24 protein-coding genes and 3 pseudogenes are annotated in these 24,397 nt (G+C 71.1%); 14 read left to right on the top strand and 13 right to left on the bottom strand.

Going from position 1 to position 24,397, the window contains the following annotated elements:
- Positions 1-64: 64 nt before the first annotated feature.
- Positions 65-1,057 carry an L-glyceraldehyde 3-phosphate reductase gene (gene mgrA / locus OG798_RS07995; RefSeq protein ID WP_095856473.1) on the top strand — a complete coding sequence of 331 codons (993 nt, stop codon included), beginning with the start codon at positions 65-67 and terminating at the stop codon, positions 1,055-1,057.
- Between the two features lie 52 nt (positions 1,058-1,109).
- On the opposite strand, the gene OG798_RS07990 is transcribed toward mgrA, so the two are convergent.
- Positions 1,110-2,105 carry an oxidoreductase gene (locus OG798_RS07990; RefSeq protein WP_267060765.1) on the bottom strand — a complete coding sequence of 332 codons (996 nt, stop codon included), beginning with the start codon at positions 2,103-2,105 and terminating at the stop codon, positions 1,110-1,112.
- Between the two features lie 100 nt (positions 2,106-2,205).
- Here OG798_RS07990 and OG798_RS07985 point away from each other — a divergent pair, with 100 nt between their 5' ends.
- Positions 2,206-3,135 (top strand): helix-turn-helix transcriptional regulator, encoded by a 930-nt coding sequence (locus OG798_RS07985; RefSeq protein ID WP_095856475.1) that lies wholly within the window; start codon positions 2,206-2,208, stop codon positions 3,133-3,135.
- Positions 3,136-3,198: 63 nt separating this feature from the next.
- Here the strand turns inward: OG798_RS07985 and OG798_RS07980 are convergent, their stop codons facing one another.
- On the bottom strand, positions 3,199-3,579 hold the full coding sequence (locus OG798_RS07980; RefSeq protein ID WP_121417302.1) for a nuclear transport factor 2 family protein: 381 nt from the start codon (positions 3,577-3,579) through the stop codon (positions 3,199-3,201).
- Between the two features lie 382 nt (positions 3,580-3,961).
- Here OG798_RS07980 and OG798_RS07975 point away from each other — a divergent pair, with 382 nt between their 5' ends.
- The 3 genes from OG798_RS07975 (at position 3,962) to OG798_RS07965 (ending at position 7,597) form a co-directional block, all read left to right on the top strand.
- Positions 3,962-4,372 carry a hypothetical protein gene (locus OG798_RS07975; RefSeq protein WP_267060764.1) on the top strand — a complete coding sequence of 137 codons (411 nt, stop codon included), beginning with the start codon at positions 3,962-3,964 and terminating at the stop codon, positions 4,370-4,372.
- Between the two features lie 259 nt (positions 4,373-4,631).
- Positions 4,632-6,965, top strand: a complete 2,334-nt coding sequence (locus OG798_RS07970) for an FHA domain-containing protein (RefSeq protein ID WP_328756691.1) — start codon at positions 4,632-4,634, stop codon at positions 6,963-6,965.
- 5 nt (positions 6,966-6,970) lie between these two features.
- Positions 6,971-7,597 carry a hypothetical protein gene (locus OG798_RS07965; RefSeq protein WP_121417303.1) on the top strand — a complete coding sequence of 209 codons (627 nt, stop codon included), beginning with the start codon at positions 6,971-6,973 and terminating at the stop codon, positions 7,595-7,597.
- A 39-nt stretch (positions 7,598-7,636) separates the two neighbouring features.
- Here OG798_RS07965 and OG798_RS07960 read toward each other — a convergent pair whose 3' ends face one another.
- The gene (locus OG798_RS07960; protein WP_328756690.1) at positions 7,637-8,938 is read right to left on the bottom strand and encodes a streptophobe family protein; all 1,302 of its coding nucleotides are present in this window, start codon (positions 8,936-8,938) and stop codon (positions 7,637-7,639) included.
- 429 nt (positions 8,939-9,367) lie between these two features.
- Positions 9,368-9,604 (bottom strand): hypothetical protein, encoded by a 237-nt coding sequence (locus tag OG798_RS56490; RefSeq protein ID WP_107424638.1) that lies wholly within the window; start codon positions 9,602-9,604, stop codon positions 9,368-9,370.
- On the opposite strand from OG798_RS56490, the pseudogene OG798_RS56485 reads away from it, so the two are divergent.
- Positions 9,570-10,040, top strand: a pseudogene (locus OG798_RS56485) (DUF6777 domain-containing protein); the annotation flags it as partial. The gene OG798_RS56490 and the pseudogene OG798_RS56485 overlap by 35 nt on opposite strands.
- A gap of 50 nt (positions 10,041-10,090) precedes the next feature.
- Here the strand turns inward: OG798_RS56485 and OG798_RS56480 are convergent.
- From OG798_RS56480 to OG798_RS07935, 5 genes are all read right to left on the bottom strand, one after another.
- Positions 10,091-10,411: a hypothetical protein gene (locus OG798_RS56480; protein WP_328983286.1), complete on the bottom strand. Its 321-nt coding sequence runs from the start codon at positions 10,409-10,411 to the stop codon at positions 10,091-10,093.
- A gap of 47 nt (positions 10,412-10,458) precedes the next feature.
- On the bottom strand, positions 10,459-10,881 hold the full coding sequence (locus OG798_RS07950) for a PRC-barrel domain-containing protein (RefSeq protein ID WP_328756688.1): 423 nt from the start codon (positions 10,879-10,881) through the stop codon (positions 10,459-10,461).
- Positions 10,878-11,474, bottom strand: a complete 597-nt coding sequence (locus OG798_RS07945; protein ID WP_095856482.1) for a PRC-barrel domain-containing protein — start codon at positions 11,472-11,474, stop codon at positions 10,878-10,880. The genes OG798_RS07950 and OG798_RS07945 overlap by 4 nt, the downstream gene beginning before the upstream one ends.
- Positions 11,474-11,617: a hypothetical protein gene (locus OG798_RS07940; RefSeq protein WP_167552135.1), complete on the bottom strand. Its 144-nt coding sequence runs from the start codon at positions 11,615-11,617 to the stop codon at positions 11,474-11,476. The genes OG798_RS07945 and OG798_RS07940 overlap by 1 nt, the downstream gene beginning before the upstream one ends.
- A gap of 126 nt (positions 11,618-11,743) precedes the next feature.
- Positions 11,744-12,925 carry a PP2C family protein-serine/threonine phosphatase gene (locus tag OG798_RS07935; protein WP_382139224.1) on the bottom strand — a complete coding sequence of 394 codons (1,182 nt, stop codon included), beginning with the start codon at positions 12,923-12,925 and terminating at the stop codon, positions 11,744-11,746.
- Between the two features lie 126 nt (positions 12,926-13,051).
- Between OG798_RS07935 and OG798_RS07930 the strand changes: the two genes are divergently transcribed.
- Entirely contained in the window at positions 13,052-13,564 is a 513-nt protein-coding gene (locus OG798_RS07930; RefSeq protein ID WP_095856483.1) for a MarR family winged helix-turn-helix transcriptional regulator, read from the top strand.
- A gap of 274 nt (positions 13,565-13,838) precedes the next feature.
- Positions 13,839-14,168, top strand: a complete 330-nt coding sequence (locus tag OG798_RS07925) for an STAS domain-containing protein (protein WP_075025895.1) — start codon at positions 13,839-13,841, stop codon at positions 14,166-14,168.
- A gap of 7 nt (positions 14,169-14,175) precedes the next feature.
- Here OG798_RS07925 and OG798_RS07920 read toward each other — a convergent pair whose 3' ends face one another.
- Complete coding sequence (locus tag OG798_RS07920) at positions 14,176-14,703, bottom strand: MarR family winged helix-turn-helix transcriptional regulator (RefSeq protein WP_183127536.1); 528 nt, start codon at positions 14,701-14,703, stop codon at positions 14,176-14,178.
- 232 nt (positions 14,704-14,935) lie between these two features.
- Here OG798_RS07920 and OG798_RS07915 point away from each other — a divergent pair, with 232 nt between their 5' ends.
- The 4 genes from OG798_RS07915 to OG798_RS07900 all read left to right on the top strand — a co-directional run bounded on the left by OG798_RS07915 (position 14,936) and on the right by OG798_RS07900 (position 18,814).
- The gene (locus OG798_RS07915) at positions 14,936-15,388 is read left to right on the top strand and encodes an ATP-binding protein (protein WP_095856485.1); all 453 of its coding nucleotides are present in this window, start codon (positions 14,936-14,938) and stop codon (positions 15,386-15,388) included.
- 68 nt (positions 15,389-15,456) lie between these two features.
- The gene (locus OG798_RS07910; protein WP_328756685.1) at positions 15,457-16,695 is read left to right on the top strand and encodes a PP2C family protein-serine/threonine phosphatase; all 1,239 of its coding nucleotides are present in this window, start codon (positions 15,457-15,459) and stop codon (positions 16,693-16,695) included.
- Complete coding sequence (locus OG798_RS07905) at positions 16,692-18,359, top strand: sensor histidine kinase (protein ID WP_095856487.1); 1,668 nt, start codon at positions 16,692-16,694, stop codon at positions 18,357-18,359. Before OG798_RS07910 ends, OG798_RS07905 begins: the two co-directional genes overlap by 4 nt.
- A complete protein-coding gene (locus tag OG798_RS07900) occupies positions 18,356-18,814 on the top strand; it encodes a response regulator (protein WP_121417309.1) in 459 nt (152 codons plus the stop codon). The genes OG798_RS07905 and OG798_RS07900 overlap by 4 nt, the downstream gene beginning before the upstream one ends.
- Here OG798_RS07900 and OG798_RS07895 read toward each other — a convergent pair.
- The gene (locus tag OG798_RS07895) at positions 18,811-20,049 is read right to left on the bottom strand and encodes an RNA-guided endonuclease InsQ/TnpB family protein (RefSeq protein ID WP_328756684.1); all 1,239 of its coding nucleotides are present in this window, start codon (positions 20,047-20,049) and stop codon (positions 18,811-18,813) included. The two genes, OG798_RS07900 and OG798_RS07895, sit on opposite strands and share 4 nt — an antisense overlap.
- A 43-nt stretch (positions 20,050-20,092) precedes the next feature.
- On the opposite strand from OG798_RS07895, the pseudogene tnpA reads away from it, so the two are divergent.
- A pseudogene (gene tnpA, locus OG798_RS07890) lies at positions 20,093-20,410 on the top strand (IS200/IS605 family transposase); the annotation flags it as partial.
- A 120-nt stretch (positions 20,411-20,530) separates the two neighbouring features.
- Here tnpA and OG798_RS56475 read toward each other — a convergent pair.
- Positions 20,531-22,198, bottom strand: a pseudogene (locus OG798_RS56475) (IS1182 family transposase).
- 336 nt (positions 22,199-22,534) lie between these two features.
- Here OG798_RS56475 and OG798_RS07875 point away from each other — a divergent pair.
- The gene (locus OG798_RS07875) at positions 22,535-23,878 is read left to right on the top strand and encodes a diacylglycerol/lipid kinase family protein (protein WP_267060757.1); all 1,344 of its coding nucleotides are present in this window, start codon (positions 22,535-22,537) and stop codon (positions 23,876-23,878) included.
- A gap of 109 nt (positions 23,879-23,987) precedes the next feature.
- Here OG798_RS07875 and OG798_RS07870 read toward each other — a convergent pair whose 3' ends face one another.
- Positions 23,988-24,212 (bottom strand): DUF5133 domain-containing protein, encoded by a 225-nt coding sequence (locus OG798_RS07870; RefSeq protein ID WP_121417313.1) that lies wholly within the window; start codon positions 24,210-24,212, stop codon positions 23,988-23,990.
- Between the last annotated feature and the right edge of the window lie 185 nt (positions 24,213-24,397).

Here is a 24,397-nt window from a genome sequence, read left to right as displayed (position 1 = left end):
GGACCTCTGCACCGTGCCCGCGCGAGAGTGGAGACCTGTTTTCCCGGCCTTCCAGGAGTTTTCGTTGTACACCGCACACCCCGACCGTTACGCGGACATGCCCTACCGGCGCACCGGACGCAGCGGACTGAAGCTGCCCGCGCTGTCGCTCGGCCTGTGGCACAACTTCGGCCCCGACCGGCCGGTGGAGACCCAGCGCGCGATCCTGCGCCGCGCCTTCGACCTCGGTGTCACCCACTTCGACCTGGCCAACAACTACGGTCCGCCGCCCGGCGCCGCCGAGTCGGCCCTCGGCGACGCCCTGAAGGCCGACTTCGCGCACCACCGCGACGAGCTGGTCATCTCCACCAAGGCCGGATACCTGATGTGGCCGGGTCCCTACGGCGAATGGGGCTCCCGCAAGTACCTGCTGTCCTCGCTCGACCAGAGCCTGGCCCGGATGGGCCTGGACTACGTGGACATCTTCTACTCGCACCGCCCCGACCCGGAGACTCCCCTGGAGGAGACGATGGGCGCCCTGCACTCGGCGGTCCAGCAGGGCAAGGCGCTCTACGTCGGCGTCTCCAACTACTCCGCGGAGCAGACCCGGGAAGCCGCCCGCATCCTGGCCGAGCTCGGCACCCCGCTGCTGATCCACCAGCCGCGCTACTCGATGCTCGACCGCCGCCCCGAGGACGAGGGGCTCCTGGACACGCTGGACGAGCTGCGGGTCGGCTCCATCGCCTACTCCCCGCTGGAGCAGGGCCTGCTCACCAGCCGCTACCTCGACGGCATCCCGGAGGGCTCGCGCGCCGCGAGCGACAGCCCCTTCCTGAGCGCCGACACGGTCACCGAGGACCTGGTACGGCAGCTGCGCGCCCTCGACGAGATCGCCAAGTCCCGCGGCCAGTCCCTGGCGCAGCTGGCGCTCGCCTGGGTGCTGCGCGGCGGCCGGGTGACCTCCGCGCTCATCGGCGCGAGCAGCCCCCAGCAGCTGGAGGACAGCGTCGCGGCCACCCGCGCCCTGGACTTCACCGCGGAGGAGCTGGCGCGGATCGACGCGATCACCAAAGCCTGAGGCGCGCTGATCAGGCCGTAGGAGAAGCCGACCGGGCCGTGGGGCCCGGTCGTCAGGCGGTGAGCCGCTCGCTGAGCTCCCAGAGGCGGTCGACCGCCGTCGGGTCCACGGCGTAGGGCACCACGCCGGCCTTGGCCGTCCTGTTCCCGAGGGACCACTCGCGGCCCTCCTCCGCGGACATCGGAGGGGCGATGTCGCTGTTCTCGCAGTAGACGCCGCCCCGGCCCTCGAGCAGGGGGCTGGTCGCGCACCACACGCTGGTGGCCGCTCCCTGCTCGACGGTCTTCAGCTGGCGCTCCGGGTCGAGGATCGGCCGGCCGTCCGCGTCGAGGACGCCGACGGCCCTGAGGTCCTCCTCGGCCAGGTACTTCTTCAGACCGGTGTCGACGATGCTTCCCGGGTGCAGGGCGAAGGCCCGGATCCCGTCCGCCCTGCCCCGCTCGTCGACACCGAGCGCGAAGAGGATGTTCGCCGTCTTCGACTGCCCGTAGGCGACCCAGCGGTCGTACGCGTGGTGCTCGAAGTGCGGGTCGTCGAACAGGACGGGCGAGAACCGGTGGCCCCACGAGGACACCGAGACGACCCGGGCCCCGTGCGCCCGGCGCAGCGCCGGCCACAGGCGGGCGACCAGCTGGAAGTGGCCGAGGTGGTTCGTGGCGAACTGCACTTCGTACCCCCGGGCGTCGCGCGTCAGCGGCGTCGCCATGACGCCCGCGCTGTTCACGAGGATGTGCAGCGGCCGGCCGGAGTCGAGGAAACGCTCGGCGAACGCGTCGATCGAGGCCGGATCCAGCAGATCCATGGTCGCGGTCTCGACGCCGTCGATCCCCTTGAGAGCGGCCCTCGCCCTTTCCGTGTCCCGCGCCGGTACGACGACCTCGGCGCCCGCGGCCCGCAGGACGCGCACGGTCTCCAGGCCGATGCCGGAGTAGCCGCCGGTGACGACGGCGACCTTGCCGGTCAGGTCGATGCCCTTGATGACGTCCTCGGCGCTGGACGCGGCGTCGAATCCGGAGTGGAGGGGCTGCTGCTGTTGCTCGGTGGTCATGTTTCGGCTCTCCTCATGTGTGCCTTCCCGACCACCGTAGAACCGGGCATCCGTACGATGAATGCTTGATAGTCCGCATTACTTGCGCGATAGTACGGACATGCCTGCGGATCCTCTCTCCGACACCCTCGGCCTCATGGACGCCCGGTGCGTCATCTCCGGCGGCTTCACGGCCGGCGGTGACTGGGCGCTGCGCTTCCCGCCGCCCGGGATGCTCAAGATCACCGCGGTGGTGCAGGGCGGCATGTCGGTGTCCCTGGAGGGACTGCCTGAGTTCGCCCGGCTGGGGCCGGGCGATGTGGCCGTGTTCGACGGCAGCCGGGCGTTCGTGGTCGCGAGCGATCCGTCCGTGCAGCCGGCTGACGCCGAGACACTCTTCGCGGACACCTCCGGGTCCATCATTCGTTACGGCGGCGGAGAGGACGCCGTCTTCGTCGGCGGGCACATCGAACTGGGCCGGGCGGGCGAGGAGTTGCTCCTGCACGCCCTGCCGCCGCTGCTGTGCGTCCGGTCCGGGGCCGAGGAGGCGCCGGTCATGCGCTGGCTGCTCGACCAGCTGCTGCGCGAACTGACCGCCGAGCGGGCCGGGGCCGACTTCGCGGCCGACCAGCTCGCCCAGCTCATGTTCGTCCAGGTCCTGCGCGCCTATCTCGCGGACGCCGACGCCCTCCCGGCCGGACGTCTGCGCGCCCTCGCCGACGAGCGCATCGCCCCGGCGCTGCGGCTCATGCACGCCGACCCGGGCCGCCCCTGGCAGCTGGAGGAGCTGGCCAGGGCGGCGGCCATGTCCCGGACCACCTTCGCCGAGCGCTTCCGGGCCGTGGCCGGGGTGCCGCCCCTGACGTATCTGCTGGACTGGCGGATGAGTCTGGCCCGCCGGGCCCTGCGGGACGGCGAGACGTCGGTGTCGGCCCTGGCCCAGCGGGTCGGCTACACGTCCGAGAGCGCCTTCAGCAACGCCTTCAAGCGGACGACGGGTGTCGCCCCTCGGCGCTACCGTGACGTCGCGCGGGCGGCCCTCACGGGCTGAGGCGCTCCTCCAAAGGAGGCGGTCGGTCGAACTCCGCGCTGACGGACTGAAGGCTCCGGAGCGTCACTGGGTCGGCACGCGGTCCAGGAATCCGTGCACGCTGCGGATCCGGTCGTCGCCGTCCAGGGTGATCACGTCGAATCCCGCGACGGGCGCCGTGCCGTCGGCCTCGTTGACCAGTTCCCAGCCGAAGCGGGCGATGTCATGGTGCCCGTCGACCGGCCCGGCGGGCCGGAAGGAGAACCCCGGGAACTGCTCGTGCGCCGCCGCGATCACCGCCGCGATTCCGTCGTGCCCGCGGACCTCGGCCAGCGGGTCGGTGTAGCTGCCGTCCGTGCTCCAGGCGGCGGCGACCGCCTTGGCGAGCGCATCCCGGTCAGTGGCGTTCCAGGCCTCGAAGTAACGGGCGACGGCGTTCTCGTAACGGCTGTCGGCTGCGGACATGGTGGATCAACCTCCGTGGAAAGTAGGGTAGTTGCTGGTCAGTGAGTGGATTCCGGGCGGTGGTTCCCCGCCGGGGTCCGACACCGCAACCATGCCCGCGGACGCCCGAGGGCGTCGATTACCTCCCGGGTAAGGACAGCGAGTCGCATTTCGGCCAAACCCGGCGGTGAATATGCCAGGAGACTGGCTGGAATGGCATGGTGACAGAGTGTCAGGAGTGGCGATACTCGAGTGACAGGGCGATTCAGCCACGCCCGCGCGCTGCACGACCATGCACGACGCGCGCAGCACCACCGTGCACCACGAACGAGCCGCAGCAGTGAGCGAGCCGCAGGGAAAGCGAGGCCGGGCCGGCGGACAGCGTTGCAATGGGGGAGCGATCGTGCACGACGAATTCCTGTGCCATGTAACCGCATACGGAATATGCGGAGGTAGACGCATCGGCGTCCCGTTGGGGACCTATCGCGCGCCCACCCTGGCGCTGGCCCTGTGGTGGATGCGGGACCGTGCCTCCTGGATGGCGTCGCGGCTCGACCCGCAACCCGACGATCCGACCTTCCCGCCGAACTCGATCGCGCCGGTGGCGGACACCGTCCCGGACGTGCCGAGTGTCCTGCGCGCCTGGTGCGGTGACACCCTCCAGCAGGAGCTGGTCGCCGAGGAGCTGGCCGCCGGAAAGCTCGTCCGCATCGCCACCAGCGACGACACCACCGAGTACGAACTGCTCGCCGAATCCATCGACGCGCTGCGCATGCAGCGGACCGCCACCGCCCTCGGCAGCTCCGCGGCCTGACCGCCGCCGGGCGGGTCCCGGAGGGTCCCGCCGACCAGCAGCGCCAGGTCGGAGACGTCGGAGACGATCGTTTGCGACGACCGCCTTCTGCGCGCCGCCGTCGACGTGCGCCCGGGCGTCGCCCGGCTGGTCATCCGACTCGCGCGGGACGGGTCGGCGGAGGCGCCGCCCGCCCTGACCCGCCTCGCGGAGCGCGCACAGCACCGGCCATGAGCCGCCGATCAGGCGCATATGTGAACGAATAGCTAGAATTCTGGGCATGGGAGAGCGGTCGGTCGCGCCGACGGCGCCCGAACTCGTCCTCGAAACCGAGACGGGCTCCACGGTGCTGAGTCCGAGCCGCGACTATCACGTCGGGCGTGACCCGTCGAGCGAGATCGTCATCGACGACGTCCGGGTCTCGTGGCACCACGCGGTCCTGCGGCCCGAGGCGGACCACTGGACGATCCAGGACGAGAACAGCACGAACGGCACGTACGCCGACGGCAGGCGGGTCCGCGAATGGGGTGTCGGACCCGGCAGCGTCATCCACTTCGGCAGCCCCTCCGACGGCCCCCGGGCGGTCTTCGCCGGCCAGCCCCCGCAGCGGCAGTCGGGCGAATTCCGGCCCTCGGCCAGCGGCACCTTCCCACGGCCGACCACCGTACGACCGCTGCCCACCCGCACCGTCCGCATCGGCCGCGGCACCGACAACGACCTGGTCATCGACGACCTCGTCGTCTCCCGGCGGCACGCCGAACTGCTGACCCACCCGGACAGGACGTACGAGATCCTCGACCTCGGCAGCCACAACGGCACGTTCCTCAACGGGCAGCCCGTCACCCGCGCCGCGATCACCCCCGGTGACATCGTCGGCATCGGCCACTCCGCGTTCCGCCTCGTCGGAGACGAGTTGCAGGAGTACGTCGACACCGGCGAGGTCTCCCTCGATGTCCAGGAACTGACCGTCGCCGTCGACCGTGGCCGCAAGATCCTCCTCGACCAGGTGTCCTTTCCCGTCGGCGAGAAGTGCCTGCTGGCCGTCGTGGGCCCCAGCGGCGCCGGGAAATCCACGCTCCTCAACGCCCTCACCGGGCAGCGCCCCGCCGACCGCGGAGCGGTCCTGTACGACGGCCGCGACCTCTACCGCGACTACGCCGAGCTGCGCCAGCGCATCGGCCTCGTGCCGCAGGACGACATCCTGCACGCCCAGTTGACGGTGCGGCGCGCCCTCGCGTACGCCGCCGAGCTGCGCTTCCCGCAGGACACCGCGAAGGCGGAGCGCCAGGCGAGGGTCGACGAGGTCATCCAGGAACTGGGCCTGGAGCAGCGCGCCGGCCTGCCCATCCACAGTCTGTCCGGCGGTCAGCGCAAGCGGGTCAGTGTGGCCCTGGAGCTGCTGACCAAGCCGTCGCTGCTGTTCCTGGACGAACCCACCTCCGGTCTCGACCCCGGCATGGACCGCTCGGTGATGCACATGCTGCGCGGCCTCGCGGACGACGGTCGTACGGTCATCGTGGTCACCCACAGCGTGCTCAGCCTCGACGTCTGCGACCGGCTCCTGGTGCTCGCTCCCGGCGGCAAGGTCGCCTACTTCGGACCGCCCGGAGACGCGCTCGCCTACTTCGGCTACGAGCAGTGGCCCGAGGCCTTCGAGGCCTTCGAGCGGGACCAGGACCGGGACTGGGCGGGGGAGTACCGGAGCTCGCCGCTCCAGGGCCGGTACATCGACAGCTCCAGCCCACAGCCTCACCCGCTCCGGGCCGGCTCGGCCGTCCCCGTCGGACCGCCGCCCAAGGCCCAGAGCTGGGGGGCGCAACTCGGCACCCTGGTGCGCCGGTACGCGGCCGTGCTCAGCGCCGACCGGACCTTCCTCGCCGTCATGATCGCGCTGCCGTGCGTCATGGGCGTGATGACCCGAGCCGTCGCGGGCAGCAAACTGACGCTGGAGACGTCGACGAACGCGCTGCTCACTCTGTGCATAGGCGGAGTCCTGGCGGGTGCGGCCAACGCCGTACGCGAAATGGTGAAGGAACGGGGCATCTACCAGCGGGAGCGCGCGGTCGGCCTGTCCCGGTCGGCGTACCTGATGTCGAAGATCGTGGTCCTCGGCACCATCACCGTTCTCCAGGCCGTCGTCCTGACCCTCGTCGCGCTGTTCGGCGTCGACCTCGACGCGCCCGGCGGCAAAGGTGTCCTCATGCCGCCGCTTCTCGAGATCACGCTGGCCGTGGCCCTGCTGGCCTTCAGCGCGATGATGCTCGGCCTCCTGGTCTCCGCCGTGGTGACCAAGGAGGAGGTCACCATGCCGCTGCTGGTGCTGATCGCCGTCGTCCAGGTGGTTTTCAGCGGCGCGCTGCTCAAGCTGCACGGGGTGCCCGGTGTGGAACAACTGGCCTGGCTCGTCCCCGCCCGCTGGGCCCTGGGCGCGATGTCGGGGACCATCGACCTGGGCCGGATCGTCCCGGGGGCGCTCACCTCCGACCCGCTGTTCCGGCACGAGCCCAGCGTGTGGCTGGTCAACATGAGCATGCTGGTCGTGCTGTCGATCGTGTTCGGGTGCCTGGTGGCCCGGCTGCTGCGGCGGCGCGAACCCGAGGTCATGCGGAAGTAGGTGCGATGACGACCCCCGACCCGGCGACGACCGACGACTTCCGCCCGACGCACGTCGTTCCGCCGGACGGCCTGCCCGCCTGGGAGGCGCCGGACCCCTCCCGGCCCACCGTGCCGCTCGACGCGCTGCTCCCGGTGCAACTCGTCGAGCGGCTCGGTGACTGGGGCCGGGTCGTCTGCGCCAACGGCTGGTCGGCCTGGGTCGACGGCCGCCTGCTGGTCGCCGTACCGCAGCCGCCGCCCGCGGAGGGCGACCCCCTCACCCGAACGGCCGACCCGCGCCCGCTTCTCGCCCGCGTCGAGCAGGCCCTCACCCGGTATCGGAGCGCGGCGGAGGACCTCGCGGCCGGGCGGCTGGACGGGGCGTCCTTCCGCGGCATCACGAGCGGGCAGCGGATCGGGGTGGTCGTCGACGGCGAGTCCCTCTGGCTGTACGACGCCGAGCAGGAGCGCTGGGTGTACACCGACGGGACGCGGCTGAGCACGTACGCGGTCGCGGACGAACCGGCGGCGACCGGGGAGCGGAACGGGAGTGTTCCGGGCCGGGCGCGCACGGGTGTCGTACGGGCGCCCGACGACCATGAACCGACCCGTCTGGTCCCGGGGGTGACGGACGAGCCGGGTGACCGCTGACGGCGCGGGAGGCAATCGCCCTGGCCGCCGGTGTCCTTGCTAGCCGACCGTGTCCTGCACGACCTCGCCCTTTCGGTGGACCCCCCTCGCCAGCAGGGCGCCGAGGAACCCGGTCACCAGGCCCCACACGACGGCGAGGCCGAGCGCGCTCCAGAGTTTCGGCTTGAGGAAGAGCTCGCCCGCGAGGCCGCCGGCGGCGTCACCGATGCCGATGAGCGACAGGCCGTAGTGCGCCGAGATCCTGCCGACCAGGCAGATCATGAGCACCGTGAGCGCCAGCGCGAGGGCCGTGCGCACGGCGTGCTGCCAGGCCCGCATCCGGGCCGGTGAGCGGGCGGCCATCAGGAACGCGGCGCCCAGGAGCAGCAGCGCGTCGACGACCGGCAGCCACCACACCCTGCCGTCGTAGTGGGCCAGGGTGCGCAGGTTGACCGTGGAGACGTCCGGGGTGCGCAGCACCTGGTCGAGGACGTGCGGCACGGGCAGTCCGAACGGCCCGTCCACCCGCCCCCTCCAGGTGGCGCCCAGCCCGATCGTGAAGGCGAGCCAGGCGAGGTTGGGCAGCCCGAGGAAGATCACCGCGAAGGTCTCGGGGACGTGTCCGCGTGTCGCGGCCACCACAAGCGCGACGACCGCTCCCGCCGCGACGCAGGCGAGGAGCAGTACGACCATGGCGTACGCGGCCGGGCGCACCGACTCCTGGAAGCGCAACAGCCGGGCCGGGAGCGGAGCTCCGCGCGACACCAGCAGGGCGAGGACGAGGACACCCGCGAGCCACAGCACCCCGTAGAGCAGCGTCACCGGCACGGCTGTCTTGAAGCCCACCTCGGGCGAGACCCCGATGAGGTCGCCGATGTCGCTGATCGTTCCGGTACCGAGGGAGATCTTGAAGTTCTGGTGGGAGTAGAGCGCGAGTCCGAGGAGGGCCAACAGCCACAGGACCGCGATCCTGGCGGCCCAGCCGGCCAACTCGGCGGTACTCGCGACGGCCCGGTGCCGCAGCGGCCGCAGGAACCCGGCGGCGATCATCAGGGCCCCCGCGAGCGTGACCGACAGAGGGATCACCGTCAGTCCCGCCCGGGTGTCGGCGATCACGCCCGCGTCACCCGCGAGCTCGATGGTGCCGCCGACCGCGGTCACGACGGAGGCCGCGACGACCCGTGGGTAGGCGTGCTCGGGCAGGCCCGTCGCACCGGCCCCCCACAGCCCGAGGGCCGCGACCGCGAGCATGACGATCACCCCGGCCACCACCGCCAGCAGGGCCTGAACCCAGCCGTGACGGGCGGCCGTCCGCTCGCCTGGAGTGGCGATGACCTGGTCGGACGGTGTCTGCGGGCGCACGCTGCCACGCTAAGCAGCACCAGGGTCCACCGCCCGTCGGGAGGGCCGACCGCGTCAGCTTGCGGGGGACACCCGACCGGAGCACACAATGGGCTCGTTGTGGAATGAAACTGCATAAAAGGCGAGAAATGACGCGAGACCCCTACGCGCGGAAGAAGAGCCAGTGAGCGTCGACCCGCCGTCCTCCGACCGGCCCACCGGACCTCCTTCGGGACCGCTGTCGGGCTCCCCCCGGCCGGGTGCCTCCGACCACGCTCCGACCCAAGGGATCGGCCGCCCGCTCGCGGCACCGCCCACCGGTTCGCCGACCGGTCCGCCGACCGGTCCGCCGAGTGGTCCGCTGGGTGGTTCGCCGACCGGTCCGCCGAGTGGTCCGCTGGGTGGTTCGCCGACCGGTCCGCCGAGTGGTCCGCTGGGCGCCCGCCCGGATCAGCCCTGGTGGAAGTCGGCGCCGCGGATGGCGCTGATCACCGGGATCGTGGTGGCCGGGGTGGTGCTCGGTGTCGTCCTCGCCCGCTCGGGCGGCACGTCCCGCACGGCGTCGGGCAGTGAGTTGTTCCTGCAGGCCGCGAACAAACCGGGTCCCGACCCGTTCACGGCGTCGACGGCGAAGGACAGCTCCACCACGCCGGTGACACCGGCGGCGAACGCGCCCGAGTCCCCCAATGTGACGCGCGGTGTGTCGGGTTCCGCGCCCGGGCTCTACGGCGGCGCCCGCAACACCGCGAGTTGCGATGTGGAGAAGCAGGTCAAGGCACTCCGGGCGGAGCCCGCGAAGAACAAGGCGTTCGCATCCGTGGAGGGCGTCCAACCCCCCGAGGTCCCCGCCTACCTGCGCTCGCTCACCCCCGTACAGCTGCGGATGGACACCCGCGTCACCAACCACGGCTTCCGGGGCGGCGCGGCCACCAGCTACCAGGCGGTGCTCCAGACGGGCACGGCGGTCCTCGTCGACGACCGCGGGGTGCCGCGTGTGCGCTGTGCCTGCGGGAACCCGTTGACACCGGCGGTCGCGCAGCAGACCGTGCCCAGGCGGACCGGTGACACCTGGCCCTCGTACCGGCCGCAGAACGTGGTGGTCGTCGTGCCCGCCACGACCACCATCGACGTCTTCGTCATCTACGACTCCCACCGCGACGCATGGGTCGGCCGTCACCGGGGTGACTCCGACGGCCGCCGGGACGAGGAGACGCACCCTCCGGCGAAGCCGTCCCCCGCGGCGAGCGTGTCGTCGGCGTCATCGAAGTCTCCGGCACCGAAGTCTCCGGCATCGAAGTCTCTGGCATCGAAGTCTCCGTCCCCTTCCTCTCCGTCGTCCTCTGCCTCCCCTTCCTCCCCTTCCTCTTCCTCCCCTTCCTCCCCTTCCTCTCTTTCCTCCCCAACCTCCTCGTCGTCCCCATCGTCGTCCGAGGTGTCGTCTCCGCCCACCGCTTCGTCATCGGATCCGGAGTACCCCTCCTCCGACCCAGCCACGACGGCATTGGAGTCGGCCCTGACGCCTCCGGGGTACTGAGGCGACCTCAGCCGGTCCGTACGACCAGGGCGTAGTCCCCGAGCCCGACCAGTCGGTCGCCCGGGATGTCGCCCAGCGCCGTGCACATCTTCTCGACGCGGCCGGTGACCGGGTCGAAGGCGATGTCCCGCACGGTGCCGCGCTCGTCCCCGTCCTCGGTCAGGACCCGGACGCCCAGGATTTCCACGGGCGCCGGGGGAGGGGCGGTGTCCAGGGCGGTGCCCGACCGGACGAGGACGGCGTCCGGGCCGATCACGTGCAAGGCGCTCCAGTCGATCGCGATCTCCTTGCGACCCCGGGCCGGCGACAGCCGGACCCGGCCGACCAGCCCCGAAACGACATCGATCGTGAGTGACCTCACGACGCCGAGCTCGTTCGCCTCGCCGAGCGTGACGACCGGCAGGCCGCGGATCTCAGAGAACAGCGTCACGGTGTGGGTTCCGTCCGGTCGGCGGTGTCCCGGAGCCGGAACGCCTCGACCTGGGCGGCGAAACCGGCCAGGTCGTCCGCGACGAAGCGGGTCGCGTCCGCGGGGATGACAAGAGCCTGTCCCGACACGGCGAGCGTCTCGCCCCGGGGGACGTACACCTTGCGGCGGCGGCGTTTCGAACCCGACTCCAGCGACTGACGGGCGGCGATCCGGAACCCCACCACGCGGCCGCTGATACCGGCTTCGACGACGAGGTCAAGCACGGTCCCCACCTCCGTGCCCCCGTCCGTGAGCACCCTGGCGCCCAGCACCCGGCCGTGCGCCGCCTCGTCCCGGACGATCACCGCGGCCGGTTCGGCGAGGACCCCCCGGCCGAGGATCATGACGGCGTCGCGGCCCAGCGAATGGACCGCGCTCCACGGCAGGCTCTGCTTCAGCGGCCCCGCGAGCAGCCCCCGGCCGTTGAGCGTGAAGCCGGTGACACGTCCCGCGGGCCCGTCGAAGACGGTGTCCTTGACCCGCGCCACCGCCTCACCGCCGAGCGTGACCACCGGTCGTCCACCGAGGTCGCGCGCGGACATCAACTCGCTCATCACACCTCCCGCTTCCCGAACCGGTGCCCGCGCCGCACGGCGATGACGGTCCCCGACCGTCTGCTCGTCTGCACCCAGACCGCCGCCGCGCTCAGCAGCACCAGGGCCGCGACCACGACGACCAGCCACATCCACCAGTCCACCGTCCACCTCCGGGCCTTCGGGCCCCGGCCGCCGTCGACCGGATTCCGCCCGGTCCGGGTGCCCCGAGCGGACGGGGGAATGCGCGGTGGCCGCCGTCATTTCGGCGGCCGAACCCGGGCGCGACGTCAGCCGGACGGCGTGCCGACCGGTCTGCCGGACCAGTCGAGACACACGATCAGCGCGTCGTCCAGCGGCTCGGTGACGCGGTAGCGGGCCAGCTCGTCGAGGACGGCGCGCGGTACGTCGGCCGCGGGCAGCAGGGCGGTGGCCGACACGGCACGGGCCAGCGCCCGCTCCCCGAAGACCTCGCCCAGCGGGGACAGGGCGTCGTACACTCCGTCGCTCACCACCAGGAGCCGGTCACCGGGCAGGACGCCGAACTCCTGCGCCACGTAGTCGGACTCCTCGAACATGCCGAGCGGCAGCTGCGCCTCCAGCTCGATCCGCTCCACGGCCGTGCCCCGGCGGCGCCACATCCGGGGCGAGCCCGCGTCCACCGCGAGCGCGCTGCCGGTGGCGAGGTCGAAGGAGAGCAGCAGCGCCGACACGTGCTGGTCTCCGTGGTGCTGGGCGTACAGGGCCTGGTCGGCGAGTCTGGCCTGGTCGGCGACCGCGAGCCCGGCGCGGCGGGCGTTGCGCAGGGCGCCGACGGCGAGGTGGGTCAGCAAGGACGCGTGGATGCCGTCCCCCATCCCGTTGATGATCGACAGGGTGAGCCGGTGCGCGTCCGAGGACCAGTCGAAGTTGTCCCCGCGCACCGCGTACGCGGGCTCCAGCTGGGCGCCGACGGCGAACTCCTCGCGGGCACAGGCCCGGCCCGGGAGCAGCTCCCACTGCATTTCGGCCGCCAGCGTCAGTCGGCCGACCCGCCGGGCCTGACGGTAGACGTCCGTGTCCCGTTCGGCCACGACGATCGCGTGGCCCAGCAGATCGGCGACCTGCACCAGTTCGTCGGTCACCGCGGGGTCCACGGGTCCCGGGGGCAGCAGGACGGTGAGGATGCCCAGGCGCTCGCCCCGGGCGGTGACCGGCAGATGCAGACGCGTCCGTCCGGTGTTGCGGGGGTGTTCCTCGTGCGGCGCCTGACTGCCGAAGGCCCGGCTCTCGGGGGTGTTGTGCAGGGACACGGCACGCGCGGGGTCGCCGGGCTCCTCGACCGGCTGGAGCACGGTCATCCCGTAGTCCGCCAGCAGCAGGTCGGCGTCGATCGCCCCCCAGACATCCGTCAGGAGGGGACGCAGGGTGTCGAGCAGCGCGTGCGGCGGGGCCGCGCGCAGGGCTCTGTCGACGTCGTTCACAGAGGTCACGGTCGTGATGACTTTCTCGTGCGGTTGTCGTGCGAGTGGGTCTGCGTGGTCGCAGGGGTCTGTGTCGAGGGCTCCGGTGGACCGGCGCGGCTGGTAATGGCCCTGAGTTGATGACAAGGTGGATCGGTGCCTCGCTCGATCCGTCCACCCGTCTCCCGAGACGAAGCCGCGCACACGCTCGACGCCGTCTCGGAGCTCCTCGAACTCCTGTGGGGTCGAGGGCAGGAGTCCGCGCCGTCCGGACCGGTGCCGCCCTCTCAGCTACGGGCCCTGATCGTGATCGAGCAGGGCGGGTCCATGAATCTTCGCTCGCTCGGTGACGCCCTGGCCTCGCGTCCCTCCTCGGTCAGCCGTCTGTGTGACCGGATGGAGGCAGTCGGCCTGATCCGCAGAGTGCCGAGCTCGACGAGCCGGCGCGAGGTCGAGGTCGGCCTCAGCCCGCTCGGCGAGCAGGTGCTGAGCGAACTGCGGGAGCACCGTGCGCGCGAGGTGCGGGCCGTACTGGAGCAGATGTCCTCGGCGGACGTCACCCGGCTCACCGAAGGCCTCGAAGCGTTCCGGGCGACCGCGCTGGACCAGCTCGAGGAGCGCTCCGGCGGGTCCGGCCGGGCGCCCGGGCATGCGACCGGTACCGGTTAGCTCCATCTGCGTCCCTTCGGTGCGACCCGTCACTGCGCCCCCATCACTGCGACAACCGACCCACGGGTCGCCGGACTTGGGATCGCAGGGGCACCAGATTGTTGCCTCACGGCAATTGTTGTCAAATGACAACGATCGGCTACGGTAGGGCCTGACACCGCTCCATCGCGGCGTTGTGGCGCACCGTCCCCATGCGGTTACCCCACTCTCCGCGGATTCGACAACATTTCGAGGGATCGCTGTGCATTCAGGCCGGAGTCCAGGTCAGGCGGCCATGTCGCTGTCCACGCGCGAGGCCGGTCGGTCGACCGTGATCGCGGTCCGCGGCGAGGTGGATCTCGACAACGCGGGTGAGCTCGACGAGGCTCTCGCGGCGGCAGGCCGGGCCTGTCCGGGCGCGGTGGTCCTCGACCTGGCCGCGGTGACCTTCCTGGACTCGACCACGATCAACGTCGTCCTGCGGGCCCACGGGGTGCTCGGCCCGCGGCTCCGGCTGGCCGCCCTCTCCCCGTTCGTGGAGCGGGTGCTGGGCATCACCGGTGTCTCGGACGTGCTGCCGGTCTTCCCCGGCGTGGGGGAGGCACTGGAGGCCGATGCGGTCTGAGTGCGTGTCAGGCGGACCGGTCGGGCGGCCCGGGTATCTCCGCGTGCTCGGGATGCCCGTGGGCCAGGGACGGGCCGAGCGAGCGCAGCGCGGCCAGCAGTCCGCTCAGATCGGCCTCCGGCATCCGCAGCAGCGCGTCCTTGATCCAGGCGGTGCGCTGATCCCGCACCCGGTCGAGGGCCGAGCGGCCACGGCCGGTCAGACTCAGGCCGACGCCCCTGCGGTCCTCGCTGCGCGGCGAACGGGCCAGCAGTCCGGCCTCTTCGAGCGTGTCGCACACCCGGCTCGCCCGGGAGCGGCTGATCTGCGCCCGCTCGGCGAGTGCCGCGAGCGTCAGACCCGGATCCGTGCCCACCTGGGTCAGGGCGCGCAGCAGCGGCGGCGACAGTCTGCTGTCGACCGCGACCGCCGTACGGGCCGACACGGAGACCAGGATCTCCGCCGCGGCCGCGAGCCGGTCGGCGGCCCGGAGCAGGACGTCGTCCCCTTCCCGGGCCGGTGTCTCGTCCCGTACTTCGGGGTCCTGTCCGTCCATCCGTCCGCGCCCCTTGCTCGCACCGAGAACTCGGTGACCGGTCATGCCTCGCCTGGAGGCCCTGCCCTGCCGCGTCGGGATGACACCGTTCCCTTGTGGGAATCGTGTGCGCAAGCCACCGGGACGGGGGAACATCGGGGTGACTGTGGAGGACTTCACGGGGTACGAGCCCCTGTGCAGCAGTGTCGGGACGCGCAATGTCCCGACATACCGGCATCCGAGAGAGAACCACATGATCGAGCGCTTGGACGGAGCGGTGATACCGACTGGCTTCGACGTGCCCGTGGAACCGCTTCGGCGGGCGGCGCACTACACCGGCGAGCCGGGGTGCATCGCCGAAGCGCGCCACTTCGCCGAGCTGTTCGTCGAACAGCTCCGTTCGGAGTGGTGTGCCGAGATCGGCGCACAGGCCACCGGCGACCTCCTGCTGGTCGTCAGCGAGCTGGTCACCAACGCGGACCGGCACAGCCATGGGCCGTACATCCTGGAACTGGAGGGAACCGACACCTCCGTGACCGTCATCGTCTACGACAGCAGCGCCGCCCTGCCCCGGCGCTATCCACGGGATCCCGAACGCGTGGGGCGGCACGGCCTGGAGATCGTGCACGCGCTCGCGACGGAGGTGACCGTCGGGCGGGTGCCGGTCGGAAAGTGTGTCAAGGCGCGGCTCGCCCTGCGCCGTTGACCCGGAGAGACGTACCAGTAGGCTCACAACGAACCATGGTCGGCGTGGGTCACCCAAGGGGGGCGAGCGTGGCGGATCGCCTGCCGCGGACAGGTGAGCGAGGCGCGGTGCCCCGGCAGGGGAGTGCGGATCCCCGCTGGGCCCTGGACGCCACCGCGGTACTGCTGCTGGTCGAGGACGACGCCGGAGACGCGCTGCTGGTGCGGGAGGTGCTGGCCGACAGCGGACTGCCGATGGAGGTCACCTGGTGCAAGTCCCTCGCCGAGGCACGCATGTTCCTCGACGCCACGTCGCACTCCGTGTGCGTCCTGCTGGACCTGCATCTGCCCGACACCCACGGTCTCAGCGCGGTCCGGATGGTGCGTGACGCCGCGCCCGACGCGGCCGTCGTGGTACTCACCGGAGTCGCCGAGAACGAGGCCGGGCTCGCCGCGGTGGCCGAAGGAGCGCAGGACTTCCTCGCCAAGGACGGCCTGGACGCCGAGGCGCTCAGCCGCGCGGTCCGCTACGCCCTGCAACGCAAGCAGGTGGAGCGTTCGGGCGCCGAACTCCAGGCGAGCCGGCTGCTGGCCCGGGAGAACGCGCGCCTGGAGCGTGGACTGCTGCCCACGCCCCTGCTGCGGGGCGCCGGTTGCCAGGTGGCCTCGCGCTACAGCCCGGGACGGGACCACGCCCTGCTCGGCGGCGACTTCTTCGACGTCGTCGAAAGCGAGGACGGCACCGTGCACGCGGTGATCGGGGACGTCTCCGGCCACGGCGCGGCGGAGGCCGCCCTAGGCGTCTGTCTGCGGGTGGCCTGGCGGACCGCCGTGCTCTCCGGATGCGTGGGCCCGCGTCAGCTCGAGCTCCTGGAGGAGATCATCGGCGCCGAGCGCGCTGCGGACTACATCTTCGCCACCCTGACCGTCCTGCGGATCGTCAAGGACCGCAGCCGTATGAGCGTGATCCGCGCCGGACACCCGGGACTGCTCGTGAGTACATCGCGTGGCATCGAGCTCTTCGAGCCGACCCCAGGCCCCGCGCTCGGACTGCTTCCGGGCCGGGCCCACTGGCCGGAGACCGAGCTGCCCGCGCACGACATCAGCGCCGTGACGCTGTTCACCGACGGTCTCTTCGAGGGCGTCGTGGCTCCGGACCGGCGGCTGGGAGAGGAAGGACTGCTCGCGGTGGCGAGGACACACCAGAGCCTGCGCGGGCGCCCGTTCGTCGACGCGGTGGTCGAGGACGTCGCCGCGCTGACCGCCTCCCACGGCGGACTCGCCGACGACGTGGCCGTCCTGCACCTGGCGACGGACGGAATGTCATGACCCCTACGCCGAACGCCCCGGGACCGGACCATGCCACGGCGGACACTGCCGAGGACGCAAAGCCCACACGCGTCGCCCGGCTGACCGTGCAGGGCTGGATCCAAGTGGTGCTGGCCGCCAACGTGCTGCTGGTGATCGTCTTCGCCGTGTCCGGCGGAGTCCTCCAAGCCCGCGCCGACGACCGCACCGATCTGCTCACCGACCGCATCCAGCCGGCCCGCGCCACCGCCTACCAGCTGGAGACCTCGCTGGTGGACCAGGAGACCGGCGTACGAGGCTACGTACTGAGCAGGGACGCCGGTTTCCTCGATCCGTACGCGTCGGGAGCACGGGACGAGAAGACCTTCGAAGCCCGCCTGGCGACGCAACTCGCCGACCACCCCAGGATCGCCGCGGACCTGAAGGCGGCCGGGCGCCTCAGTGACGCCTGGCGCCGCGACTACGCCGAGCCGCTGATCGAGGCGGCCCGCACGCCCGGCGGCGCCAAAGCCCCCTCCCTGGAGGCGAGCAAGGCCAGGTTCGACGAGATCCGGGGGCAACTCGCCACCCTCGAGAAGGACATCCAGCAGCTGCGCGACCGGACCCGCGCCTCGGCCGACGACAGCCGTCGGTCCCGCAACCTCCTCTTCCTCGGCATGCTCGCCGCCTTCCTGACCAGCGGCCTCGCGCTGACCCTGCTGCTGCACCGGATCGTGGGGCGCCCCCTGCAGGTTCTGGAAGCGGCCTCGGTGGACGTCAGCGGCGGCGCGTTCGAGCGCAGGATCCGGCTCGACGGGCCGCGCGACCTGGAGAGGGTGGCCCGGGCCGTCGAGGAGATGCGCCGCCGCATCGTCGAGGAACTCTCGGCCTCCCAGGCCCGCGAGGTCCTCCTGGAGCGGCAGGCCGAGGAGCTCGACGCCCAGACCCTGGAACTGAAGCGCTCGAACGCGGAGCTGGAGCAGTTCGCCTACGTCGCCTCGCACGATCTGCAGGAACCCCTGCGCAAGATCGCGTCCTTCTGCCAGCTCCTGGAGAAACGGTACGGCGACCAACTGGACGACCGGGCCAAGCAGTACATCGACTTCGCCGTCGACGGTGCCAAACGCATGCAGATCCTCATCAACGACCTGCTGACCTTCTCCCGTGTCGGCCGCGTCGGCGAGGAACTGATACCCGTCGCCCTCGACGACGTACTGGACCGGGCGCTCGGCAACCTCAGCGTGGTCCTGGAGGAGACGGGCGCGCGTGTCGTACGGGAGGGGCCGTTGCCCACCGTGACGGGCGACGTCACCACCCTGACCATGCTCTGGCAGAACCTGATCGGCAACGCCGTGAAGTTCCGCCACCCCGACCGGCCGCCCGAGATCGCCGTCCGCTGCGAGGCGGAGCCGGAGGACGGACAGTGGCGGCTGACCGTACAGGACAACGGCATAGGCATCGAACCCGAGTTCAGGGAGAAGGTCTTCATCATCTTCCAGCGGCTGCACGGCCGCGACGAGTACGAGGGCACGGGCATCGGCCTTGCCGTGTGCCGCAAGATCGTCGAACATCACGGAGGTGCCATCACCCTGGACGGCACCGCCGGTGGCGGCACGCGCGTGACCTTCACCCTGCCCATGGCGCGACCGGAACCCGACCTCGGGGCCGAGGAAGCGGCGCGCCCACCCGAAGGAGCACACACGTGAGCACCCCCGCTGTACCCATCCAGGTCCTGCTCGTCGAGGACGACCCCGGCGACGAGCTGATGACCCGCGAGGCGTTCGAGGACAACAAGATCCGCAACACCCTGCACGTCGTACGGGACGGCGAGGAGGCCCTCGACTTCCTCTACCGCGCCAACCAGTACACCGAGGCACCGCGCCCCGACCTGATCCTGCTCGACCTCAACCTGCCCAAGTACGACGGGCGCCAGGTCCTGGAGCGGATCAAGTCCGACGACGACCTGGCCCACATCCCCGTCGTCGTCCTCACCACCTCCTCCGCCGAGGAGGACATCCTGCGCAGCTACAGGCTGCACGCGAACGCCTATGTGACCAAGCCGGTCGACCTCGACCAGTTCATCGCCGCGGTCCGCCAGATCGACGACTTCTTCGTGACCGTGGTGAAGCTGCCCAAGACCACGCCAACTACCCGTGGCTAAAGCGACGGGCTTGCACAACGGGCATCACTGGGTGTGATGCTGCGTTTGCGTCCAGCCCCATCCGGGTGCTTCCGGGGTGGGGCAGGGGCCGTTGACGGGGCCCCGCGTCGCCACAACTCCCGGGCGCGGGCCCGGATGTTGCGGGAGCCGTTCCGGTCCGCGTGATCAACGAATCCGCAGTTCCGGCACGCGAACCAGGCCTGGGAGACCCGGTTCGCCTTGTCTACGTGGCCGCACTCGGCGCAGGTGCGGGAGGTGTACGCCGGATCGACGTGCACCACCGGCACCCCTGCCCGGCGGGCCTTGTATGCGATGAACGCTCCCAGCTGGTGGAAGGCCCAGGAGGAGTGGGTGGCCCGTTGGGGTTTGCGAAGCCGTACCCGTTCGCGGATCCCTGTCAGGTCTTCCAGGGCGATTCCGCGACCGGTGCGTTCAGCCTCGGCCACCACATGTTTCGTGATCTTGTGGTTGATGTCCCGCGCCCGCCGCGCCTTCTTGCGCCGCCGTTTCTTCAGCCGCCGCTTGGCGGACGGGGTGTTCTTGCGTTGCAGCTTGGCCCGCAGGCCTCGCTCGCGCAGGCGGGTGCGGTTCAGCTCGCGGCCGGCCATGATCTCGCCGTCCGAGGTGGTGGCGATGTTCACGATCCCCAGGTCGACGCCGAGGAAGTCCACCGGACCGGTGTTGAGCGGCGCTTCGGGGACCTCACAGGTGGCATTGAGGAACCACATGCCGTCCCGCTGCAGCAGGTCGGACTCGCCCTTGCGGTACAGGGCCAGCGTGGCCAGCTGCTCGGGTGAGGCGGTGAACGCCACGTTTTTGATCCGGCCCGCCACGGTCCAGATGGACACCGTCCGGTTCGGGATCTGCCAGGACAGCATGCGGTCGTCGTAGGGCTGCGCGCCCTGGAGACGGAAGGCTATCGGCTTCTCGGTGGCCCGGCGGTACCGGCGCGAGCCGGTGCGGCCCAGATTTCCTGCCCTCAGGTTTGCCTTCAGTGTGGCGTACGCGTCGCACGTCTTCTTGATGACGTGCTGGGCGGCCTGCGCGCCCAGGTTCCAGCGGGACTTGACCTCGCCGTAGACCTGCTTGCGCAGGGTGAAATTCTTGAACTCCCCGCGCTCGAAGGCGGTCTTGCTCACCCAGGTCGCGGCCTCGTTGCACGCACGCAGGGTCGCCTCGAGCGCCGCCGCCTGCACCGGCGTCGGCAGCAGCTTCACCTGCACCACCAGCTTCACTTCCCCAGGCTAGCGACGAGAATTGATCTGTGTTACCGAAACCGACGAGATCCTCACGCGCTGCGAGGAGATCATGGGGGACGTGTGCGCGGATTTCGGCGCTCAGCTGCACGAGTTCAACGGTGAGGAGGACCATGCGCACCTGCTGGTCCACTACCCGCCCAAGATCGCTCTGTCCCGGCTGGTCGGCTCACTCAAGGGCGTCTCCGCGCGCCGCCTGCGCCAGGAATTCCCCGACCGCATCCGCCGCTACCTGTGGGGCGACCATTTCTGGTCCCCGTCCTGCTTCGCCGCCTCCGCAGACGGCGCACCCCTTGCGGTCATCCAGGAATACATCGAGAACCAGAAACGTCCCGGGTGAGCCATCAGCGGCTCCGCCGCCACGACACGGCGGCGCTCCGCGCCGCCCCACCAAGGATGCGATTCCTCCCAGGCGTAAACGACTCAGTTGGGAAATCCGCGAAACGGCTCTCGGGAGCTGTCATGCCGCGAGGGTGAGTCGCGCGAGGTGGGAGACGCGGGTGGTGCCGAGTGGGGTGTTGTTCAGCCAGGCGTCGATTCGGGTGAGGTTGAGGGCGGTGGCGGAGAGGACGTTGGCGAGGTGGGTCTTGTGCTGGCCTTGGTAGGGGGTGCGTCGCAGGTGACTGCGCGGACGGCCTGGGAGATGGTGCCCTCCACCCCGGCTCGCACGTCGTAGCGGGCCTTCCACTGGTCGGTTTGCTGCTCGGCACGTCGTTCTTCGAGGATCTGTTGCTGCTCGCGGGGCAGCAGGGTCAGGCTGCGGCCCCATTTGCTGTTGGATGCTTTGGTGCACCTCGGTCTCAGCGGGCATGGATCGCAGTCGGCGAGCGCGAAGTGCACCCGGACGAGCGGGGTCCCGCTGACCTTGCGCTGCTGGGACCAGCTGACGCTGGAGGCTCCCTGGGGGCAGGTGACCTGCCGGGCGTCCCAGTTGGTGGTGAAGGGTGAGGGCGGCCTGGGTCAGGTCCGGAGCCTGCGCGTCCCGTCCGTTGTGGTGGGTATCAGCGCCGACGGGGCCGACCAGGTCGATGCCGTGGTCCTCACGCGCGGCCAGGATGTGCGCGGCGGTGACGTATCCGGCGTCCACCACATGCTCGCGCGGCCTCAACCCCCGTTCAGCCAGACGCTGGTGGATGGTTGCGGTGACCTCGGTGTCGTTGACAGTGGCGTTGGTGGTCTCCACATTCGTGATCAGGTGGGGTGCGTCCGGCTCGCAGGTCTCACTCAGGTGGACTTTGTATCCGCACCAGCCCGTCCCGCGCTTGATGCCGTAGTGGGCGTCGGTGTCATATGGCGAGGACAGCCGGTCTCTGGCCGGCGGGAGGTCCTTGCCCTCCCGCCAGTGCACCCCCTCCCCGTCCCGGTGATACTGCTCTGCCCAGGCCCGGCGCAGGATCCGCACTGCGGGCACCTCACGAAGCCAGGCCACAGCGGCCGGCCCATCAATGGCGTCAAGGAGAGCGAACCCGTCCCAGCCGACCTGCTCGGCCCATTCCCGGCGAACGTTCTCCCCCTTCGGGAAGCGGTAGTTGTCGACCTTGTTCCCATATCGCTCCACCCAGGCGGAGCTGATCAACGGCGCCAGCCAGTGGGGGGCAGCTGCGGCCAGCGCCTCCAGAGCCGCCCGCAGCGTCTCGCCGACGAACCCCATCCGGTTCAGCGTGCGCACTGCAGCCAGCCCATGAGTGGAATCGGTCCGCTGCCGGCCACCGGCCCTCAGCAGCCCGGCCTCCGAGAGCCGGGCCAGCATCGCCTCCAGCACCCGCTCTTCCAGCCCGTGCATGATCAGACGGGAGCGGAAATCCCCCAGGACGGTGAAGTCGAAGCCGGGATCATCCAGCTCCAGCGCCAGCAAAAACTTCCAGTCCATGCGGGCCCGCACCTGGTCAGCGGCCTGCCGGTCGGACAGACCCTCGGCATACTGCAACACCGACACCAAGGCCAGAGCTCCCGGCGAGATCGCGGGCCGGCCCCGGTCGGGGAGTGCTGCGACGAAATCCTCGTCCGTGAACAGCGCACCGAGTACTTCCCGGATCCGCATGGCCAAGGTCCCCCTCGGGAACGAGGCCCGCACCACCCGAGCCGTCAGCTCAAGCACCCCGTCCTCCGACCGCGACTCCAACGACATCCCGTCCCACCACCCCGCCAACGACCACAGCCATCAGCAAGACCAACGACACCGCCCCGCCCCAATCACGACTTTCCCAACGGAGTCGTAAACGCCCGGGATTCCTCGCAAGAATCAAGCTGATCTCCGCCCCGGACGGGGTCAATGAATGCGCGAAGTCGGGGAACAGGGACAACGGCGGCACAACCTTGCCGACCAGGAGATCTGTTGTCGAGACGCGAGGGTGGGCCTCTGATGAGAAGGCGCGGGACGGGGCGAGGGACAAGCGGCGGCACGCCGTGGTGGCCGGGCGGGGCGGCCATGGGACCGGCCGGGCCCTCCGGATGGCGGCGGACCGTGGCCGGTGGACTCGCGTGGGGCGCCGCCGCCGCGGCTCTCGGCGCGTCGGGGAACCGGACCGCGCGCCGGGCCGCGCTGCGCGGCATCGGCACCGTGGCCATCGCCTCGGCCGTGACCCGCGTGCTGGCGCGCCCGGCGGCCCGCAAGGCGCAGCCGCTCGACGCGGCCGGCCGGGTCGCGTCGGCCGCCGCGTTCGCCGTCGGCGTCCTGCTCGAAGCGCCCCGGTACGGCCTGTTCGCGGTGCCTGGCGCCGCGGCACTGACCGTGGCCCGCACGCGCTCGGGGGAGCGGCGTCCGGGTGACGTGGCCGTGGGCGTCGCGATCGGTGTCGGCGCCGCCGCGCTGACCGCCCGCTGGTGGCCGGTCAAACCGGAGGCGGCGGCCGCGGCGGCGCACCCGCGGCGACCCGCTCCCGCGCTGCCCGGGGGCGCCGGACTGCACATCGTGGTCAACCCGTCTTCCGGACTCTCGTGGAGCGCCGATACCCCCGACGCGAGCGCGTATCTGCGCGCCGCGCTGCCCAAGGCCGAGATCACTGTGCCGCGGGAGGACCAGGACCTGGCGGAACTCCTGGAACAGGCCGCCCGGCGGGCCAAGGAGGAGGGCGGCGCACTCGGCGCGTGCGGCGGCGACGGCACGATCAACGCCGCGACGGAGATCGCCGCCCGGCTCGGCCTGCCGCTGGCGGTCTTCCCCGGCGGTACCTTCAACCACTTCGCCGTCGACCTCGGCAACCAGACCCTGGAGGACGTCGTGCGAGCCGTGCAGGCGGGTGACGCGGTCGTCGCGGACCTCGGGCGGGCCCGCGCCCCCGGTGGACCGGAGCAGGTGTTCCTCAACACCTTCAGCCTCGGCGTCTACTCGGACCTGGTCGGTGCCCGGGAGAAGCTGGAGCAGCGGATCGGGAAGTGGCCCGCGCTGGTGGTCGGACTGGCCAGGGTCCTCGCCAAGGGCAGTCCCGTGAACGTCTCGGTCAACGGCCGCCCCAAGCGCCTGTGGCTCCTCTTCGCGGGCAACGGCATCTACCACCCCGCAGGGTTCGCCCCCACCTACCGCACCCAACTCGACGACGGACTGCTCGACGTCCGTGCCGTCGACGCCGGCACCCCCTTGGCCAGGACCCGGCTGCTGCTCGCCGTCCTGACCGGCACCCTGCACAACAGCCGGGTCCTCACCACGGCGCAGGTGCGCGGCCTGCGGCTCGAAGTGCTGCACGGTGACCCGCGGTTCTCGTACGACGGCGAAGTGACCCGGGTCGCGACGCCGAGTCTGGTGCTCGACAAGGTGACACGGGCCGTGACGCTGTACCGGCCCGCGGAGAAGGACCAGTGGCTGCGTTGAAGGGGCTGAAGGGTCGGGTGGGCTCGCTCGCGGGCCCACCCGACCTGGCTCGGATCACTCACTGAGCTCGGACATCAGGGCTTCTTGGGCACCACGTCCGCGCCTCGGGTCAGGCGACGACGGAGTCGTCCGTCGTCCGAGCACCGGGCAGCCGGTGGCGGGCCGCGACGAGCGCCGCGTCCACGTCGCTCGTACCGGTCGAGACGCACAGCGTGTAGGCCACGTCGTCCATGCGCCGCCGGACTTCCGTACCGCCGTCCTCGGCGTGGAGCGTGCGCAGGGTGACGTACTGCTTGACGAGGTTGCGCAGTACCGCGGGGTGGGCCATCAGCACGGGAGTCCTCCGGTGGGGTGAGCCGACCGGTCGGTCGTGACCGGTGATCGTTCCTGACCCCGGCTACCCGGTTTCTCCCGATCTACGCGGGCCGGGTCTCGCCCCGATTTCCGGGCACGGCGGGCGACTTGACACCGTTTCGGGGCGGTGGAAAACCGGTGGCGGATCGCGGTCGGGGCGCCGAT

The organism is Streptomyces sp. NBC_00271 (assembly GCF_036178845.1).
Taxonomy (GTDB): domain Bacteria; phylum Actinomycetota; class Actinomycetes; order Streptomycetales; family Streptomycetaceae; genus Streptomyces.
This window is presented reverse-complemented; position numbering and strand designations above follow the sequence as displayed.

Bases quoted from the DNA above. Each gene is read 5' to 3' on its own strand.
- OG798_RS07990 (WP_267060765.1), bottom strand. From the start codon at position 2,105: ATGACCACCGAGCAACAGCAGCAGCCCCTCCACTCCGGATTCGACGCC.
- OG798_RS07985 (WP_095856475.1), top strand. From the start codon at position 2,206: ATGCCTGCGGATCCTCTCTCCGACACCCTCGGCCTCATGGACGCCCGG.
- OG798_RS07980 (WP_121417302.1), bottom strand. From the start codon at position 3,579: ATGTCCGCAGCCGACAGCCGTTACGAGAACGCCGTCGCCCGTTACTTC.
- OG798_RS07970 (WP_328756691.1), top strand. From the start codon at position 4,632: ATGGGAGAGCGGTCGGTCGCGCCGACGGCGCCCGAACTCGTCCTCGAA.
- OG798_RS07965 (WP_121417303.1), top strand. From the start codon at position 6,971: ATGACGACCCCCGACCCGGCGACGACCGACGACTTCCGCCCGACGCAC.
- OG798_RS07945 (WP_095856482.1), bottom strand. From the start codon at position 11,474: ATGAGCGAGTTGATGTCCGCGCGCGACCTCGGTGGACGACCGGTGGTC.
- OG798_RS07925 (WP_075025895.1), top strand. From the start codon at position 13,839: ATGTCGCTGTCCACGCGCGAGGCCGGTCGGTCGACCGTGATCGCGGTC.
- OG798_RS07920 (WP_183127536.1), bottom strand. From the start codon at position 14,703: ATGGACGGACAGGACCCCGAAGTACGGGACGAGACACCGGCCCGGGAA.
- OG798_RS07915 (WP_095856485.1), top strand. From the start codon at position 14,936: ATGATCGAGCGCTTGGACGGAGCGGTGATACCGACTGGCTTCGACGTG.
- OG798_RS07905 (WP_095856487.1), top strand. From the start codon at position 16,692: ATGACCCCTACGCCGAACGCCCCGGGACCGGACCATGCCACGGCGGAC.